15 protein-coding genes and 1 tRNA gene are annotated in these 17,096 nt (G+C 69.1%); 4 read left to right on the top strand and 12 right to left on the bottom strand.

Annotated features, from left to right (window positions below; translation table 11 throughout):
* Positions 1-115: 115 nt before the first annotated feature.
* From HD592_RS05885 to HD592_RS05855, 7 genes are all read right to left on the bottom strand, one after another.
* Positions 116-337 carry a hypothetical protein gene (locus tag HD592_RS05885; RefSeq protein ID WP_184452493.1) on the bottom strand — a complete coding sequence of 74 codons (222 nt, stop codon included), beginning with the start codon at positions 335-337 and terminating at the stop codon, positions 116-118.
* Positions 338-571: 234 nt separating this feature from the next.
* Positions 572-853 carry a DNA primase gene (locus HD592_RS05880; RefSeq protein ID WP_184452492.1) on the bottom strand — a complete coding sequence of 94 codons (282 nt, stop codon included), beginning with the start codon at positions 851-853 and terminating at the stop codon, positions 572-574.
* A 32-nt stretch (positions 854-885) separates the two neighbouring features.
* Complete coding sequence (locus HD592_RS05875; RefSeq protein ID WP_184452491.1) at positions 886-1,983, bottom strand: FAD-dependent oxidoreductase; 1,098 nt, start codon at positions 1,981-1,983, stop codon at positions 886-888.
* A 70-nt stretch (positions 1,984-2,053) separates the two neighbouring features.
* The gene (locus tag HD592_RS05870; protein ID WP_184452490.1) at positions 2,054-3,112 is read right to left on the bottom strand and encodes a GNAT family N-acetyltransferase; all 1,059 of its coding nucleotides are present in this window, start codon (positions 3,110-3,112) and stop codon (positions 2,054-2,056) included.
* The gene (locus HD592_RS05865) at positions 3,112-3,792 is read right to left on the bottom strand and encodes a DsbA family oxidoreductase (protein ID WP_277299118.1); all 681 of its coding nucleotides are present in this window, start codon (positions 3,790-3,792) and stop codon (positions 3,112-3,114) included. Before HD592_RS05865 ends, HD592_RS05870 begins: the two co-directional genes overlap by 1 nt.
* A gap of 102 nt (positions 3,793-3,894) precedes the next feature.
* A tRNA-Leu gene (locus HD592_RS05860) sits at positions 3,895-3,980 on the bottom strand.
* Between the two features lie 153 nt (positions 3,981-4,133).
* Positions 4,134-4,640, bottom strand: coding sequence for a MarR family winged helix-turn-helix transcriptional regulator (locus HD592_RS05855; protein WP_407822370.1), 507 nt, complete (start codon positions 4,638-4,640; stop codon positions 4,134-4,136).
* A 68-nt stretch (positions 4,641-4,708) separates the two neighbouring features.
* On the opposite strand from HD592_RS05855, the gene HD592_RS05850 reads away from it, so the two are divergent.
* A complete protein-coding gene (locus HD592_RS05850; RefSeq protein WP_184452488.1) occupies positions 4,709-5,371 on the top strand; it encodes an HAD family hydrolase in 663 nt (220 codons plus the stop codon).
* Here the strand turns inward: HD592_RS05850 and HD592_RS05845 are convergent.
* From HD592_RS05845 to HD592_RS05830, 4 genes are read right to left on the bottom strand one after another with little or no spacing between them, the layout of a single operon-like run.
* Complete coding sequence (locus tag HD592_RS05845) at positions 5,368-8,619, bottom strand: error-prone DNA polymerase (protein WP_320657575.1); 3,252 nt, start codon at positions 8,617-8,619, stop codon at positions 5,368-5,370. The two genes, HD592_RS05850 and HD592_RS05845, sit on opposite strands and share 4 nt — an antisense overlap.
* A gap of 37 nt (positions 8,620-8,656) precedes the next feature.
* Positions 8,657-11,770 carry a DEAD/DEAH box helicase gene (locus tag HD592_RS05840; protein WP_184452487.1) on the bottom strand — a complete coding sequence of 1,038 codons (3,114 nt, stop codon included), beginning with the start codon at positions 11,768-11,770 and terminating at the stop codon, positions 8,657-8,659.
* Positions 11,771-11,809: 39 nt separating this feature from the next.
* Positions 11,810-13,342: a Y-family DNA polymerase gene (locus tag HD592_RS05835; RefSeq protein ID WP_184452486.1), complete on the bottom strand. Its 1,533-nt coding sequence runs from the start codon at positions 13,340-13,342 to the stop codon at positions 11,810-11,812.
* Positions 13,339-13,833: a hypothetical protein gene (locus tag HD592_RS05830; protein ID WP_184452485.1), complete on the bottom strand. Its 495-nt coding sequence runs from the start codon at positions 13,831-13,833 to the stop codon at positions 13,339-13,341. Before HD592_RS05830 ends, HD592_RS05835 begins: the two co-directional genes overlap by 4 nt.
* A gap of 120 nt (positions 13,834-13,953) precedes the next feature.
* On the opposite strand from HD592_RS05830, the gene HD592_RS05825 reads away from it, so the two are divergent.
* Both HD592_RS05825 and HD592_RS05820 read left to right on the top strand, forming a co-directional pair.
* Positions 13,954-14,499, top strand: a complete 546-nt coding sequence (locus HD592_RS05825; protein ID WP_184452484.1) for a YbhB/YbcL family Raf kinase inhibitor-like protein — start codon at positions 13,954-13,956, stop codon at positions 14,497-14,499.
* Positions 14,500-14,537: 38 nt separating this feature from the next.
* A complete protein-coding gene (locus tag HD592_RS05820) occupies positions 14,538-14,999 on the top strand; it encodes a tRNA (cytidine(34)-2'-O)-methyltransferase (RefSeq protein WP_184452483.1) in 462 nt (153 codons plus the stop codon).
* A 3-nt stretch (positions 15,000-15,002) separates the two neighbouring features.
* Here HD592_RS05820 and HD592_RS05815 read toward each other — a convergent pair whose 3' ends face one another.
* Positions 15,003-15,515, bottom strand: a complete 513-nt coding sequence (locus HD592_RS05815; RefSeq protein ID WP_246429994.1) for a hypothetical protein — start codon at positions 15,513-15,515, stop codon at positions 15,003-15,005.
* A gap of 187 nt (positions 15,516-15,702) precedes the next feature.
* Here HD592_RS05815 and lpdA point away from each other — a divergent pair, with 187 nt between their 5' ends.
* Positions 15,703-17,076: a dihydrolipoyl dehydrogenase gene (gene lpdA, locus HD592_RS05810; protein WP_184452482.1), complete on the top strand. Its 1,374-nt coding sequence runs from the start codon at positions 15,703-15,705 to the stop codon at positions 17,074-17,076.
* The last annotated feature ends 20 nt before the right edge of the window (positions 17,077-17,096 follow it).

The following is a 17,096-nucleotide window of genomic DNA, read 5'->3' as shown; positions in this document are numbered from 1 at the left end:
GCCCGCTTTGCTGAGCCGGGCGCAGCCGAGAAGCGCGCTCGACGTCGAATGCGATCGGCGGCATACTCAGGCGGCCGCCCGTTAGAGTTCGCGGGCGGCCGCCTGTTCCGTCATGTCAGAAGTCCTCTTCTTCGCGCCTTGAGCGCATGAGGAGCCCGGCGATGAATGCTATGACGCCGAAGGCGATCGCGATGTAGGAGGCGGTGCCGAGGATTCCGAGGCCGATGTTCGCCCCAGTGTCGGCTGAGAGCACGCGCAAGAGGACCTGGACGATGAGGAGCAGGACGAGTCCCACTCCTGCGATGACGATTCCTGTACGGGTGAGCGGATGCATCATCCATCTCCTCTCTAGTTGTTCTGACCTTTTCCCGCAGAGCCAAAGAAGATGAACGGCGAAGCGCGCAAAGCGCTCACCCATGAAAAACGAGGCGTTTCCACCTCCATCCAGCGGCCGACACCTTCGCTCGGCCTCCTCGGAACAAGACTAGCGCCCGAAGAAGCGCTGCAATAGTCGACGAATGTCAACATTTCCGCGTCGGGAGGAGGGCTCCGGGCCCGGGAGGGAGCGGGTTCAGTCGTCGACGTCGATGAAACCGTCGTCGCCGTCCTCGGCTTCCTCTTCTTCGAGGTCGTCCTCTTCATCGTCGAACTCATCGTCGAGCAGGTCGAAGGGCAGCTCGACTCCAAAGCGGGTGAACAGCTCGTCGTCGTAGGTGAAGAAGGCGTCGCGCAGGGCCTCCTCGGCCGCGACCAGGGATTCGGCATCCGCCTGATCGCCCGCCCGGGCGATCAGGTAGTGCTCGTGGAATGCGGCGATGAGACGCTCGAGAGCGAGGCCCGATTCTTCAGTCATACGACGATCCTACCGTGAGCGGGCGTTTCGGATCAGGGCAGATTGAGTTGCGAGCGGATAACGGACACCATGAGATCCGCGCCCTTGATCTCCATCGTCTGATCGGCGCCGACGATCCTCGACACCCCCTCGGAGTCGATGAGCTGCGAGGCGCCCATGTTCGGACCGAGCGGGAGGATCACCCATTCCTTCGTCGGCTCGTACACGGATTCGGGCGTCTCACCCGCGATCTGAGCGGAGATGTTGGCGATGACGACGCGGGCCTGCTGGCGGGCGGCATCGGCGCGCTTCGATTCGCGGACATCCGTGATGTCTCCGACGGCGTAGGTCCGATCGTGCCCGATGACGCGCAGGTTCGGATCGACGCGGATGGTCCCGTTCGGGTGCAGCTGCGCCTCGTAATCCGTTCCCGCGAGGAAGCCGGAGGCCGCCCTCGACCCGTAGCACTGGAACCAGATGTCGCCCTCGATCTGATCGCCGGCGACCGTCTTGACCTGGAAGTGGCCCAGTTCACCGACGTTGTGGGGCGGGAGGAAGGCGAGCTCGGAGCCGGTCACCACGCGGATGCCGAGCTCGTCGAGCTGCGAGGTGATCTCCGCGCGCAGTTCGTCCGAATAGCCGGGGGTGCCCAGGATCGTGTCGGTCTTCTCCACGATCGTGATCGAAAGATCCGGGAAGGTGTGCGCGAGCTCGCCCGCGAACTCGATGCCCACGGTCCCGCCGCCGACGAGCATGACTGAACGCGCGCCTGCGAGATCCTCATGGAGCTGGTGGAGACGCGCCTTCGCGACGACGGACCTCGACGAGGAGTACTTCGCGGGGAAGGGGTAGGTCGCCCCGGTCGCGAGGACGACGTAGTCCGCTTCGATCGGCTCACGGCCGAAGACGTGCACGCTCGTCCCCTCAACCCGCGACACCGTGCCGTGCACGAACTCGCCCCGGGTCAGGACATTGGAGTAGGGCATGAAGATCGCCTGCTCCCACACCTCGTCAACGGCGGCTCTCAGGGCCGCCGCATGGTGGACGAACTGGTCCTTCTGCTCGACGAGGATGACCTCGGCGACCGGATCGAGTCCCTTGGCCACGGTGATGCCACCGTAGCCTCCGCCGATTACGACAACACGAGCCACTGAATCTCTCCTTCGCCTTCGAGTCGTTCCTATTGTGTCATCGAGCGGGCCGATGCGCTCGGGAGCAGCGTCACCGCGCGTCGTCGGCCGGCCGCGGCCGGAGGCCGAGGGCGCGCGCCACGTCGGGCGCGAAGAAATCCGGGCCCTTCAGCACCTTCCCGTCCTCGCGCAGCTTGACCGAGCCGTCGGGCATGAGCTTGGACAGGTTCGACGCCTGCACCTCGGCGAGGACGGCGTCCAGGTCGATCCCCGATTCGAGGGCCATCCCGTAGATGACGTACACGAGGTCGGCGAGCGCGTCCGCCGTTTCGACGAGGTCGCGCGTGCGATCGTCGGAGGCCACGGCGGCGGCGTTCGCCCCCTCGACGATCCTGCGCGCCTCGGGCCCGTAGACGGCGCCCATGAGTTCCGCGAACTCCTCCGCGATGAGGGACATGCGCATCCCGAGGCGCTCGTAGTCGATGCTCGGCTCTGCGCCCGTCCCCAGCCGCACGGGCATGGAGTAGGTCCGGTGGAATTGCTCGACCAGAGCCATGGGGCGGGTCGGGTCGAGGGCGGGGCCGCGGCCCGCTCCGGGACCGTCCCAGGGCGCCGCGGGCTCGCGCGGGTCGGTCTTGAGGAGGGCCGCCGCCCACAGGTCGGGGCCGCCGGCCCGTCGTCGCACGCCCTCGCGCTTGAAACCGTTGCGCCACACCGGTTTCCAGGACGCCCAATTGCCGAGGTGGGCGAACCACTCGACCCGCTCGGCGTTCATCGTTGTGAAGGCGTAGTCGACGGCCGTCCCGACTGCCTCGGTCATGTAGCCCTTGCCCCATTCGTCGGCGCGCATGAGGTAGGCCAGTTCGACGCTCTTCGGGTCGCGCGCCCCGCGGATGAGCTCGATGCGGCCCAGGAGGCGCGAATCGTCGGCGGCTCGGATCGCGAAATCGGCGCTGCCCGCCTCCCACTTGGCGGGCGAGAGGGCGAGGTTCGATTCGGCCATGTCGATCGTGTAGGGATGGGGAACGGTCGTCGTGAGCGAGATCCGCTCATCCTGGAGGATCTCGGTGAGTGCTTCCGCGTCGTCCGCTCCGATGGGATCGAGGAGCAGCCGGGCGGAACGCAGGGTCGCGGCTTCGAGGGCGGTCATCACTGTTCCTTTCCCGAGTTGGTCCATGCGGCGTTCAGGATATTGCCCATGGCCGTCACCGTCTGATGGTCCTGGACGAGGAAGCGCTGATCGATGAGATAGGTGGGGACCAGATCGATGCCCATCTGCGCTCCGATCTGGAAGTCGGAGAAGACGCGGGACCCGTGTTCCACGGAGGCGAGGGCGGCGACGATGCGTTCGGCTTCGATCCCCACGTCCTGCGCGCAGCCGACGAGGACGTCCGGATCGGAGACGTCGAGCCCCATCTCGAAGTGGGAGCGGTGGATCGCCTCGGCGAGTTTGAGGCCGTAGGTATCGGCGCCCGTCGTCGCCCCGAGTTCGAGGTCCCAATCGGCGGCGGCCGCGATCGCCCGGTGCGCGTTGGACGTCGGGACGACCAGGGCGTGGTCGAGGTCCAGGGCGAGGCCTTCGGCGCGCCCCAGCTCGATCAGGCGGGCGTCGAGGTCGCGGGCTTCTTCGAGGGTGAGCCCGACGTTCTCGATGAGGTGGACGCGGCGCGGGAGCGCCTCCGACGGGACGAGTTCGGGATCGAGGAGGAAGGCGTGAAGCGCGACCTCGACCTCGTCGGCGTGGGCGAAGCCGGACAGCGCGCTTCGAAGGTGACGCAGTCCGAGGTAGCACCAGGGGCTGGTCAGATCGAACCAGTAGTCAATGTGCACGAGGGCTCCTTCCTCCCGCATCCGGCTCGACGGCGGCGCCGTGCGCCATCGGCCGGGGGAACGACGAGAGCCCGGACCTTTCGGCTCCGGGCTCTCCCCTTGTGCGCGGAGGGGGACTTGAACCCCCACCCTCTAATACGAGGACTAGCACCTCAAGCTAGCGCGTCTGCCTATTCCGCCACCCGCGCAGGTGACTCGCCCTTCGGCGAAAAGGACTCGCTTTCGGACGAGGAAGACTTTAACACGGGCCGATGGGCGCTTGGCAAATCGAAGTCGGCCCCGACCTTCACGAATGCTGATTTCCCGCGTGCTGACGGCGAAAAAGCGAGACGGGGGCCGGATCAGCGCCCCTTCGGCTCCTCGGAGCGCAGGCGGTCGCCCATCGCCGAGAAGATCCGCACGATTTCGCCGATCTCCTCGTCATCCACCCCTTTCAGGAGGTATTCGCGGATGATCTGCCGATGCGCTTCCGCAGCCGATTCGATCGTCGCAATCCCCTGTGAGGTGAGACACGCGATGAGGCTCCGCCGGTCGTTCGGCGACGCCACGCGGCGCAGCCATCCGTCGCGCTCCAAATGCTCGGCGATGTAGGTGAGGCGCGAAGGCGAGTAGACGACCCGTGAGGCGAGATCGCTCATCCGGAGGCGGTGATCGGGCGTCTCCCACAGGGCGAGGAGGACGTTGTAGTCCACCAGGGTGAGCCCCCATGAGCGCTTGAGGCGCGATTCCAGGATTCCTTGGAGGCGCCCCGAGGCCTCGAAGAAGACGCGCCACGCCTTCTCTCTCGCGCGTTCCACATCGGCTGCCGACTTGCGGGCGGCTCTGCGAGCCTCGTCGATATCTTTCACGATGTCTCAGCCTATCGGTCCCTCATGGGAGGATAGGCGTTGAAACCGCCATTGGAGAAGGAATCCCCATGTCTGAGCCCTGGAGCTGCGTCCTCTTCGACGTCGACGGAACGATCGTCGATTCCGCACCGCAGGTGACGCGCGCCTTCCAATTGGCCCTGGAGGAGGCGGGGCTGGACGTGCCCGGGGCCGACCGTCTCCGCCGCTATGTGGGCCCGCCCCTGTGGCATTCCTTCTCGGACCTCGGGTATGAGGGCGATCTGGTCGCGGCTCTCGTCAAGAGCTACCGCAGGATCTACGATGCGATGTTCCTGGACCCGCTCCCCTTCCCCGGCATTGTCGAACTCCTCCACCGCCTCCACGCCCAGGGCCTCCCGCTGGCGACGGCGACCTCGAAGCAGCAGTACATGGCGGCCGCCCAGCTCGAGCACCTGGGCCTGACCCCGGCTTTCGACGTGATCGCCGGAGCCACTCCCGGGCCGGGGTCGACGAAGGCGACGGTCATCGCGGACGCCCTCGCCCGGCTCGACGCGCTCGGTGCGGACGTGTCGCGCCCGGTCCTCGTGGGCGATTCGATCTGGGACGTCGAGGGCGCCCGGACCGCGGGCGTCGAAGTCATCGGCGTCTCGTGGGGCTACGGCGAGGATTCGGACTTGGCGCCCTGCGTCGCGGTCGCATCGAGCGTCGAGGAGCTCGGCGCCCTCGTGGGGTTGAAGGAGACGGCGTCCTAACGGAAGTCTCGAGAGCGGGCGGGGACGGGAATCGACAGCGGGCGCAGGGAATGCGCCTCGATGCCGATGGCCCCGTCGCCGAGCTGAAGGCGCCCGCGCACTTCGAGCGCCCGCGAGAAGAGCCCCGCGCTCTTGTGCGCCTCCCACACCCCCTTCGCGCAGGACACGTTGATCAGACCCGTTTCATCCTCGAGCGAGAGGAAGGTGATCCCCTTCGCGGTGTGCGGGCGCTGACGGTGGGTGACGATGCCCGCGACGCTCACGACAGCCCCCTCGGCTTCGCCTGTGAGATCGATCGCCCTCATCACGCCGCGTTCGCGAAGCTCCGGGCGCGCGCACTCCAGCGGGTGGCGCTCGACTGTGAGACCCATGGCGTCCCATTCGACCCGCAGGGCCTCCTCTTCGCCCATCTCCGGGAGTCCGGGGGCATCACCCCCGACCTCGGTTCCCGGGAGGAAGGGCTGAACCCACGAGGACCTGCCGAGGGCCCCCGCCGCCCACGCCCCTTCACGGGCCGACACCCCCAGACTCGTGAAGGCCCCGGCTTTCGCGAGGCGAAGGATCTCGGACTCCGACAGACTCGCCCGCCGGGCGCACTCCCCGAGATCCTTGAAGGGCCCCTCTTCGCGCGCCTTCAGGATCTTGTCTCCCCCGGCCCCGATTCCGCGCACGGAGTCGAAGCCCAGGCGCAGCACGGAGGAGGGATCCACGTCGAGGGCGACGGGGGCGTCGACGGAGGGCCTCGGCCCGCTCCCCTCGCAGCGGGCGACTCGTGCCGAAAGCTCCGAGGAGTTCACATCCGGGCCGGCGATGCGCACCCCGTGGCGGCGCGCGTCATGAACGAGCGAGGCCGGCGAGTAGAAGCCCATCGGCTGAGCGGCGAGGAGGGCCGCGTAGAACTCCTCGGGATGATGCACCTTGAGCCAGGCGGAGGCGTAGACGATGTGCGCGAAGGAGAAGGCGTGGGACTCGGGGAAACCGAAGTCGGCGAAGCTCTTGAGCTGGGCGAAGATCTCCTCGCCGACAGCGGCCCCGATCCCGTGCGCGGCCATCCCTTCCATGAGGGCCGGGCGCAGTTCCTCCATGCGCTCCGGCGATCTCTTCGCCCCCATCGCCCGACGCAGGCGATCGGCCTGCGCGGGGGAGAAACCCGCGGCGTCGATCGCGATCTGCATGAGCTGCTCCTGGAAGATCGGGACTCCGAAGGTTTTCGCCAGAGCGGGTTCGAGGAGCGGATGCGGGTAGGACACGGGTTCCCTTCCCAGTCGGCGCCTCAGATAGGGGTTCACGGCCCTTCCCTGGATCGGACCGGGACGGATGAGGGCCACTTCGACGACGATGTCGTAGAAGCAGCGGGGGCGAAGACGGGGCAGCGTGTTCATCTGAGCGCGCGATTCCACTTGGAACACGCCGACGGTGTCCGCCGCGCACAGCAGGTCGTAGACGCGGGGGTCCTCTTCGGGCAGGTTGTGGAGGCCGAGGCGAGCCCCGTCGCGGCCGGACTCCCCGGCCTCGGCGAGGCGCGTGAACGCGATCCTCAATGCGGTGAGCATCCCCAGCCCGAGGAGGTCGAACTTCACGAGCCCCGCATCCGCGCAGTCCTCCTTGTCCCATTGAAGGACACTCCGCCCCTCTTTCGCCGCCCAGACGATCGGGCAGATCCCGGCGACCGGCTGTTCGCTGAGGACCATGCCGCCGGAGTGGATCCCCATGTGCCGCGGCAATCCCTGCAGCGCACGCGCGATCGAGGAGACCAGTGGCGGGATCCCGCCATCCGCCGATGCGCCCTCCCCTTCGGGGCCCGAAGGATCCCGGTCGGGCGCCTCCTTCGACCATGCCTTCGCAACGCCGGGCGCGTAGCCCAATGCCCGCGCGGCGTCCCGGATGGCCGAGCGGGGGCGGTAGGTGATGACGTTCGCCACTTGAGCCGCGCGTTCGCGGCCGTACATCGAGTAGACGTGCTGGATCACCTCCTCGCGCCGCCCCGCCTCGATGTCGATGTCGATGTCGGGAGGACCCGAGCGCCCCGCGGAGAGGAAGCGTTCGAAGAGGAGGCGGTGGCGCACCGCGTCCACAGCCGTGATCCCCAGCGCGTAGCACACCGCCGAGTTCGCGGCCGAGCCCCGGCCCTGGCAGAGGATCCCCCGCTCCGCGCAGAAGTCGACGATCTCTTTGACGATGAGGAAGTATCCGGGGAATCCCAGGGCGTTGATCACCCCGAGTTCGCGGTCGATGGTCTCCCAGGCGCGCGGGTGCGATTCCCTGCCCCCGTAGCGTTCGAGGGCTCCGCGCCTGGTCAGCTCGGCGAGCCAGCCCTCCTCGTCCATCCCCTCGGGCACGCGGGTGCGCGGGAGCCCGGGGGCGAGGAGGCGCAGGTCGAAGGCCGTCCTCCGGGCGATCTCGACGCTGTTCGCAAGCGCGTGCGGATGGCGGTGATGGAGGCGCAGCATCTCCTCGCCGCTGCGCAGGAAGGACCGCAGGGCGGGCAGATGCGACTCGGCCCGGCTGAGGGGGACCCCGAGGCGCGTCGCCGCGAGGACATCACCGATCGCCTGAGACGCCGGAGTCGCGCAGCGCACCGCTCCCGTTGCGACCAGGGGAAGATCCTTCTCGTCGGCGAGCAGGGCGAGAAGATCTGCGAGTTCATCCGGGTCATGCGGTCCGAGGGCGGATTCGATGAGGAGGCGCTCGCGCCCGAAGGCCTCGATGAGCAGATCGCGCATCCGTCTGGCGCCGGCGAGTCCCCCGGAGACGAGGGCGCGTCGCAGCGGCCCCCGCCCCGTCCCCGAGAGGACGTACCAGTCGCGGGCGCTCCCCGAGAGTCCGGCCAGGCCGTGGGGGCTGAGGCGGCGCCCCGGGCGGGAAAGGGCGTGGGCGCTCATCGCCGAGCACAGGGCCGTGTAGCCCTTCGGCGAGGAGACGAGGACGGGCAGGCGCACGCCCGGGTCCTCCGCTCCCGGGACGAGGCCCCAGCCCCTCCCCCGTGCGGCGGGGTCGATCTGCGTGAGGCAGGCCGCATCGAGGGTGAGCTCGGCGCCCTGGACGACGGGGAGGCCGAAGCGCCGCGAGGCGGTGGCGGCTTGAACCGCTGAACGCATCGCATCGACGTCGAGAACCGCGAGCGCCTCGAGGCCGAGATCGGCCGCGGTGCGCACGAGGTCTTCGGGCTGATCGGCCCCTTCGAGCAGGGTGAAGGCCGAATGCGCGTGGAGTTCCGCATAGGGCACGGGTGCTTGGGCTCTGCTCACCCGGACATGGTATCGAACATCTGTTCGACAAGGGCGCTCAGTCGAGAAGGGCGGCGAGATCGGCCGCGCTCAATCCGCTTGCGGCCCCCGCGCCCTCGACGACCGAGGTGACGAGCGCGCGTTTGCGCTCCTGAAGGGCGACCACCCGGTCCTCGATCGTGTCCGCGGCGACGAGGCGGTAGACGTTGACCTTCTTCTCCTGGCCGATGCGGTGCGCGCGATCCACGGCCTGGGCCTCGGCGGCGGGATTCCACCACGGATCCATGACGTACACGTAATCGGCTTCCGTCAGGGTCAGTCCCGTACCGCCCGCCTTCAGCGAGATGAGGAACACGGGCGCCCGTCCCGAGCGGAAATCGTCGATCGCACCTTCGCGGTCCCTCGTCGACCCGTCGAGCTGCACGACCCGTACGCCCCGACGTTCGAGGACGTCGCGGATGCGCGCCAGGAAGGAGGTGAATTGGGAGAAGACCAGGGCGCGATGCCCCCTGGGGACGATCTCGTCGAGCACGTCGGCGAGGTACTCGATCTTCGCCGAGCCCGCTGCGCCGTATGCCGGATCCACGAGGGCCGGATCGAGGGCGAGCTGGCGCAGGCGCGTGATGGAGGCGAGCAAGTCGATCCGTTTGGCCGAATCCCCGGCGAGGTCGAGAATCTTCGCGCGTTCGCGCATGAGCGCCTGCTCGTAGATCCTGCGGTGCTCGGCGCCCAGATCGATGTGCACGAGGGTTTCGACCTTGTCCGGAAGATCGGAGGCGACCTCCTCCTTCGTGCGCCTCAGCATGAAGGGCGCGACGAGGCGATGGAGCCTGGCGAGGGCCTCTTCATCGCCCTCATCCTCGATCGGCTTGCGCATGGCCCGCGTGAAGGTCGTCCAGGAGGGCAGGAGGCCCGGGTCGGTCAGGGAGAGCAGGGCCCACAGGTCCGAAAGGGAGTTCTCCACCGGCGTGCCGGTCACGGCGAAGGCCCAGGGGGTGCGCAGAGAGCGAAGGGCCTTGTAGATCGCGGTCCTCGGGTTCTTGGCGGCTTGAGCCTCGTCGAGGACGAGGCCGGAGAATTCCATTCCGGCCCACTCCTCGGCTTCGAGTCGGGCGATGGTGTACGAGGTGACGAGGAGGTCCGCACCGGCCGCGGCCTCGGAAAGGGGGCTTCCCCGCCTCCTGCGGGTTTCGCCGACGAGGCGCACGCGCAGACCGGGGAAGAAGCGCTGCGCCTCGCGCTTCCATGTCGACACCACCGAAGTCGGCGCGACGACGAGGACGGGCGGGGCCTCAGGATCGGGGCGGGTCGAGGCGATGGCGGTGAGGACTTGGAGGGTCTTGCCCAGTCCCATGTCGTCGGCGAGGATCGCGCCGAGGCCCGCTCCCGCCCGGGAGGCGAGCCACTCGACTCCCTCGCGCTGGTAGGGACGCAGCTCGACTTCGACGGGAGGGACGATCTCGACCTCGGCGAACGAGGAGAGGCCCCTGACGCGCTCCTCCCATTCGCGGGCGGCGCGCGCATGATCGGCGAGTTCTTCGATTTCCCGCCACAGTCCCAGGTGGAGGGGGGTGATGGCCAGCTCCTCTTCATCGCTGAGCGCCCGGGCTTCGGCGAGGAGGGCCGCAAGCGCCTCGAAACGCGGTCCGTCGAGGCTCACCCAGCGCCCGGACACGAGGAGGTGGTCCTCGCCCTCGGCGAGGGCGCGGAGGACCTCGGCGAGGCGCACCTCCACGCCGCCGACATCGAGCCGGACCTTCAGTCCGAACCAGTCCGAGTCGCGGTCCGCCATGTCGACCGTCATCACCAGGGGCTCGGCGTCGACCTCCACGCCGGATACGGCTTCGTCGACGTCCCAGACGAGGTCCGGATCATCGATGGCCGATACGACGCGATCCAGGTATTCGGGGATGCGCCAGCCCGGAAGACGCAGTGTCGCGGGGCCCGATTCCCACAGTCCTCTCGACGCCGCGGTGCGGCCGAGGACGTCGATTCTCGCGGCGAGCTCGGCGACTCCCGGCGCGTCGAGGCCGCGCTGGAGGAGGACCCGCGATGCCGTTCCCGAGCAGTCGAACTCCGCCCACCAGCGCACGAGGAGCGTGCGCGCGTCCTCGAGGCGCAGCGTCGCCACGAGGCGGACGGGCGGAGGCGATGCGAGATCCACGGAGGAATCGACCGAGACGATCGGGAATTGGCGCTTGAGAACGGGGAGGAACGCCGTCGTGAAGTCGGCGACGTCCTCGGCGGGAATGGCGAGGCCCTGCGCGGGCACGAGGTTCAGGAGCTCCGTTCCGCAAAGGGCTCCGAGTCGGGCGCCCCCGTCGAGAACGATGAGTCCCGCGCCCTCGTCGATCCGCGGATCGATGATCCGTTCCTCGCCGTTCGTGGCGAGGCGGTCGAGCCTCATGCCGGAGTCGACCGCTTTCAGGTCCAGGCCCAGGTCCCAGGTGATCGTGTCGAGCCTCAGAGGCGCGAAGTCATCGAGGGAGGCGAAGAGGGCGACGCCCTCTCGGGCGAGGCGGCGCAGCCAGCTGAGGGCGTCCGGCCCCAGTGAGGAGAGACGGACCTCGCTGCGCGAGTGCCACGCGTCCTCCTTGCGCGACAGCGCGTAGCCCTCCCGCATGAGGGCCAGATGGGCGGGATCGATTCCCTCGGTGACCGAGGCCCACTGGGTCGAGACGAGGTCGGGCCAGCTCGCGCGCTTGCGCGTCCATGGGACGATCTTGCCGCGGCGCAGGGGCTCGAGGAGGATCTCGTCGGGGCGTTCAGCGGTGTTCACGAGGAGCGCGAGGGGTTCTCCGCGGGCGCCCCTCCCGCCGACCAGGGGCGCGAGGCGGGTCCGCCAGGGCGCGGGCTCATGCGCGAGGGCGCGCGCCTCGTCGCGCAGGGTGAGAAGAAGCGCCACCGCGTGCGCGCAGTCCTCCCCGAGGGGGCAGGCGCAGCTGAGTTCGATCCTTCCCGGCAGGACGCGCACCCAGGTCTTGTAGGCGAGTCCGCGATCGCGGACCCGCGCCGTCCACGTCTGCGCCTCCTCGGCCTCTTCGACGGAGACGAGCTTGCCCGAGCTCAGGAGGGTCACGCCTTTGGCCCAGTTCGCCGGTCCCACGCGCGACATGAGCTCCCGATCCTCGGATTCGATGAGGATCAGTGCCGTCTCGAACGAAATGCGCATCTCGTCATTCTATTCCCCCGCGGGGTCGCGCTCTCGGGGCTAGTCGAAAACGGAGTCGATCCACCACCGCCCCTCCCTGTTGACGAGCAGCAGATCCGCCCCCTCCGGGCGGCGGACGCGCACGTAGACGCGTGCGCCCCGGAGCTCGCCGGGCTCCCACCACCGCCCCCGTATCGCCCAGGGCCTGCCGAGCACCTCGACGCTGAGCGTGCGCCCCGCGAGCAGGGAAGGCCCGCGGCGGGGTCGAGCGTCATCTGAGCGCAGCCGTCGCGCAGTCCGGTCGAGCTCCCCCCTCGCCGTCACGCCCACCGCTTCGAAGCCCGTGAGGCCCCCGAGGAGGAGAACGGGTTCCGGCGCCTCCAGGACTGTTGAGGGGGACAGGGCGAGATTCCCCTCCCATTCGCCCTCACGCGCGGGGGCGTCCGGATCCGTTTCGCCCCAGGGGAGCAGCACCGCCCGAGTCCGAGGATCCCAGCCCCCTTGAAGGCGCGGCGTCTTGACCGCGTCCTCGCCGAGGAGGGAACGGAGGCGTTCGACGAGCCGCTCGATTTCACTCCGCTCGGATTCGCCTCCCCACAGGGGGCGCGATGCTCCGGCGGCGAAGGGCTGCGCGGCCGTCACGCGGATGCGGCGGAGCCTCGCGGCGGGCGCCCCCTCGGCGTCCGGGTGATCGATCCAGCCCTTGAGCTGCCAGCGGACCCTTTCCACCACGACGGCGGGATCGCCCACATCGACTCCCGACCAGGTGCGCCGGCGCGAGCGCCCGTCCTCGGTCTCGGTCTCGATTTCGAGGAGCTGAGAGCTCAATCCGGTGCGCGCGAGCTCCTCGGCCAGGCAGAGGGCCGCTCGACGCACGGGGAAGACGATGAGATCGAGGCTGGCGGCGTCTTCTTCCGGCTCGATGCTGCGACTGAGATCCGCAGGAATCCGCGCAGGGCGGGCGAGCGGAAGCTCACGCCCCCGGGCGAGCGCGAGGAGGTCCCCGCAGGTGCGCACCCCCAGGACATCGAGCAGGGCGATCCCCTCACGCCCCTGGGCACGCAGGGAGGGGGGCAGGAGCGGGAGGCATTCTCGAAGCGGGATCTTCGCGAGAAAGGCCCCCGTATCGGAATCGGGGACGATGCGCTGTTCCCGCGCGGCCGCGATCGCCGCAAGGGGCCCCGAAGCCGCCCCGACGAAGCATTCGACGCCCGTGGCCGCCGCGACGGCATCGACGAGGGCCGAGGCCGCGGCCTCCTCCGATCCGTGCCACCGCGCGGCGGGGCGGGCCGGCGCCGAGGCGAGCCCCGGCCGGAATGAGACGACGCCTGCCGCGACCGAGTCGAAAGCCCTGAGGACCTCTTCGAAGGCGCGCCCTTCGCGGTCCTCGTCCCTGGGGGCGATGATGAGGTCCGGGCACAGGTATTGGGCGGTGCTCACGCGCATTCCCGGGCGCACTCCCGCTTCCCTCGCCCCGATCGTGGCGCATTCGATGCGCTCGCGTCGGGCGACGGCGCCGCGAGCGCCGGGGGGAAGATCCACGACGAGGGAGGCGACCGGCCAATCGGGGACCCACAGCACCATGCGCCTCATGAGATCGCCTTCGCAGCGCCAGGCTCCGCGCAGGCCCGCCAGGGGCGGGACAGGCCCGCCCAGCGGGTCGTCGTGAGGAGGATGCGTCTGTGCGAACGCGCGAGGGCGGCGAGACGGCGCCGAGCCGGAGGGGCGATGAGCTCCCCGTCCGCGCAGACGAGGTCGAGGGCCTCGAGGAGGAGGGAGCAGACCTGCGCTCCGTCCCCCATCGGCCGGGGGATGACGAGGATGCGGGAGAGATCGACCCCGGCCTTCGCCGCGGCCTCCCATCCGAGGTCGTTCAGCCCGATGATTCCGCCCCATCCCCCTTCGGGGAGGGCTTCGCCGAGAGCGCGGAGGATCCGCCCGTTCCCTCCGCTCACGTGGAAGACCCCGTCGCCGCGGGAAAACCCCCGAGCGCTCTCGGATACGGGACGGGCAAGGCCGGCATCGCTTTCCGCGGCCTGCAGCGCCCGCCTGGCGCGTCGCAGGCGTTCTTGCGCAGCGAGCATCACCCACCTCCGTCGAACACGTGTTCTACAAGTGTAGAGGATGCCGCCGGCATGTGCGTCCGCCCCCATTCCCCCTCGAAAAGGAGGACACTGGAAGCCATCCGCACCGAAGGAGGACCCGTGGATCTGCTCGCCCGGCCCATCGCCCCCGACCCCTACGACCTGCTCCCGCCCGTCCCGGGATTCGACCTCGTGTCGGCCGACATGGTCGACGGGGCCCCGATGCCCGAATCGGCGACCCTCGCGGGCGGCTCGACTTCGCCGCACCTCCACTGGGAGGGCTTTCCCGAGCAGACGCGCTCCTTCGTCGTGACCTGCTTCGATCCGGACGCCCCCACGCCCTCGGGGTGGTGGCATTGGATGGTCGTCGATCTCGCGCCGCACCAGACGACGCTGCCGCGCGGAGCCGGCCGTTCCGATCTCGAGCTCGACGGCGCGGCCTTCCACATCCGCGTCGATCACGGCGACCCCGATTACTTCGGGGCCGCTCCCCCGCGCGGCGATCGCCCCCATCGCTACATCTTCGCGGTCCACGCCCTCGACCTCGACACCCTCGGCCTCGATGACGAGGCGACGCCTGCGGCCTGCTCCGGCCGGATGCTGGCGCACACGATCGCCCGGGCCCGTCTCACGGTCACCCACGAGATCCCCGCGCGCCCCCTCTGAGTCGGATCCCCGCCCCGCGCAGTGGCAGGATGGAGCCCATGCTCCACATCGTCTTCTTCGAACCCGAGATCCCGGGGAACTCCGGCGCCGCCATCCGCCTGTCCGCCTGCACCGGCGCGATGCTCCATCTCGTCGAGCGCCTCGGCTTCGATATGGACGATGCGAAGCTCAGGCGCGCAGGCCTCGACTACCACGACCTCGCGCATGTGAAGGTCCATTCCGACCTCGACTCCGCCCTCGAGGAGATCCCCGGGCAGATCTGGGCGTTCACCGGTCACGCGACGACGCTGTACACCGATGTCGCCTACGCCGACGGCGACGGGCTCCTCTTCGGACGCGAATCCGTGGGGCTGAGCGAAGAAGCCATGAACCACCCCCGCGTCTCGGAGCGCGTCCGCATCCACATGCGCGAGGGCGTGCGCTCCCTCAACCTCGCGAACTCGGCCTCGATCGCCGTGTACGAGGCCTGGCGCCAGCTCGGATTCCCCGCGGGCCTCTGAGCCTCATCGCCTCGAACGCGAGGGCCGTTCGATCTGCTCGGCGATCTCCACGATCCTCCGAGGATTCGACAGCCACATCCACACGACGCCGACGAGCGAGACCGCCAGCGGGATGAAATGGAAATCGGCGCCCAAACCCGTCCACGCCGAGCGGGCTTCGGACAATTCGGGCAGATCGAGGGCCGCGACCCACAGGATGAGCGGCGCGCCGATGCTCGTGCCGATGCAGGCCCATCCGAGGATGCGCATGCGTCGACCGTTGTGGGTGATGCCCGCGGCGGCCATGAGGTACACGGCGCCGGCGAGCAGGGTGAGGATCGAGGGCCCCCAGGGCCCCGAGTGGTCGAGCAGATCAGCGGCCCCGACCGCGCCCGTCCAGATGCCGACCGCCCAGAAGGCCGCCATCACGATCCGCCCGAGTCCGAGAGAGGGGCGGCGGTCGTCCTGCACGCTCTCGCCCGCGGGCTGGCGCGGGCGATCCAGCAGGGGTGACGAGGGCGAAGAGGTGTCGGCCATGACCGCGATCCTAGGGCACGAAGGCCCCGGCAGGAGGGCCGAAGGGCGCCAGGATGAACGGCGGATGTGGGACGTTCCACCCATTCGGTCCCTCCAAGGTCAGCACATCGCGGCGTCCAAGTGGGACAATGGACCTATACGGGGTCGCGAGGCCCGATCGCCAAGACTTTCACTAAGGAGTGGATACGTGAGCGAACCAGCATACGATGTCGTGATCCTGGGAGCGGGCTCAGGCGGTTACGCCACCGCCCTGCGAGCTTCTCAGCTGGGGATGAAGGTCGCCCTCATCGACGGCGACAAGGTCGGGGGCACGTGCCTGCACCGCGGATGCATCCCCACGAAGGCCTACCTGCATGCGGCGGAGACGGCCGACGCCGTCCGCGAGTCCGAGGCTTTCGGCGTCCTCTCGTCATTCCAGGGCATTGACATGGCGCGGGTCGCGTCCTATCGCGATTCCGTCATCACCAAGCTCTACAAGGGCCTTCAGGGGCTCCTGTCCTCGCGCAACGTCGAGGTCGTCCAGGGATGGGGCCGCCTCGTGGGCCCGGACTCCGTTGAGGTCGCCGGCCGCGTCATCACCGGCCGCCATATCGTCCTCGCCACCGGCTCCTACTCCCGCTCGATCCCGGGCCTGGAGATCGGGGGCCGTTTCATCACCTCCGATCAGGCGCTGCAGATGGACTGGGTCCCGCGTTCCGCCGTGGTCCTCGGCGGAGGGGTCATCGGCCTCGAGTTCGCCTCCGTGTGGAGGAGCTTCGGCGCCGAGGTGACGATCATCGAGGCCCTGCCGCACCTGGCGAACAACGAGGACGAGGCCGTCTCCAAGCAGCTCGAGCGCGCGTTCCGCAAGCGCGGCATCGCCTTCCACACGAACACGCGTTTCGCGGGGGCGACCCAGGACGAGGGCGGAGTGCACGTCACGACGGAGAACGGCAAGTCCTTCGACGCCGATGTCCTGCTCGTCGCCGTTGGCCGCGGCCCGGTGACCCAGGGCTTGGGCTACGAAGAGGCGGGCATCCGCATGGATCGCGGCTTCGTCCTCACGGATGAGCGCCTGCACACCGGAGTCGCGGGCGTCTACGCGGTCGGCGACATCGTCCCCGGGCTTCAGCTCGCGCATCGCGGCTTCCTCCAGGGCGTTTTCGTCGCCGAGGAGATCGCTGGCCTCAATCCCGCCCCGATCGTCGAATCCGGCATTCCGCGCGTCACCTTCTGCGAGCCGGAGATCGCCTCGGTCGGCCTCACGGAGAAGAAGGCCCGCGAGCTCTACGGCGATGACGTGCGCACGGTCGAGTACAACCTGGCGGGCAACGGGAAGTCGAACATCCTCGGCACCCAGGGGTTCATCAAGCTCGTGAGCGTCGTCGACGGTCCGATCGTCGGCTTCCACGGCATCGGCGCCCGTATCGGCGAGCAGATCGGCGAGGGCGAGCTCATGGTCAACTGGGAGGCGCACCCCGAGGACGTCGCTTCCCTGATCCACGCCCACCCCAGTCAGAACGAGTCGATCGGCGAGGCCGCGATGGCCCTTGCCGGCAAGCCCCTCCACGCACACAACTGATCCACGACTTCCAAGGAGAA

This window comes from Schaalia hyovaginalis, from assembly GCF_014208035.1.
GTDB lineage: Bacteria > Actinomycetota > Actinomycetes > Actinomycetales > Actinomycetaceae > Pauljensenia > Pauljensenia hyovaginalis.
Note: the sequence above shows the minus strand (reverse complement) of the source record. Positions and strands in the feature narration are given on the sequence as shown.

What these genes read in the sequence shown, in the direction of transcription:
- HD592_RS05835 (WP_184452486.1), bottom strand. Translation starts at nt 13,342, where the DNA reads ATGAGGCGCATGGTGCTGTGGGTCCCCGATTGGCCGGTCGCCTCCCTC.
- HD592_RS05820 (WP_184452483.1), top strand. Translation starts at nt 14,538, where the DNA reads ATGCTCCACATCGTCTTCTTCGAACCCGAGATCCCGGGGAACTCCGGC.
- HD592_RS05850 (WP_184452488.1), top strand. Translation starts at nt 4,709, where the DNA reads ATGTCTGAGCCCTGGAGCTGCGTCCTCTTCGACGTCGACGGAACGATC.
- HD592_RS05840 (WP_184452487.1), bottom strand. Translation starts at nt 11,770, where the DNA reads ATGCGCATTTCGTTCGAGACGGCACTGATCCTCATCGAATCCGAGGAT.
- HD592_RS05830 (WP_184452485.1), bottom strand. Translation starts at nt 13,833, where the DNA reads ATGCTCGCTGCGCAAGAACGCCTGCGACGCGCCAGGCGGGCGCTGCAG.
- HD592_RS05815 (WP_246429994.1), bottom strand. Translation starts at nt 15,515, where the DNA reads ATGGCCGACACCTCTTCGCCCTCGTCACCCCTGCTGGATCGCCCGCGC.
- HD592_RS05880 (WP_184452492.1), bottom strand. Translation starts at nt 853, where the DNA reads ATGACTGAAGAATCGGGCCTCGCTCTCGAGCGTCTCATCGCCGCATTC.
- HD592_RS05885 (WP_184452493.1), bottom strand. Translation starts at nt 337, where the DNA reads ATGATGCATCCGCTCACCCGTACAGGAATCGTCATCGCAGGAGTGGGA.
- HD592_RS05870 (WP_184452490.1), bottom strand. Translation starts at nt 3,112, where the DNA reads ATGACCGCCCTCGAAGCCGCGACCCTGCGTTCCGCCCGGCTGCTCCTC.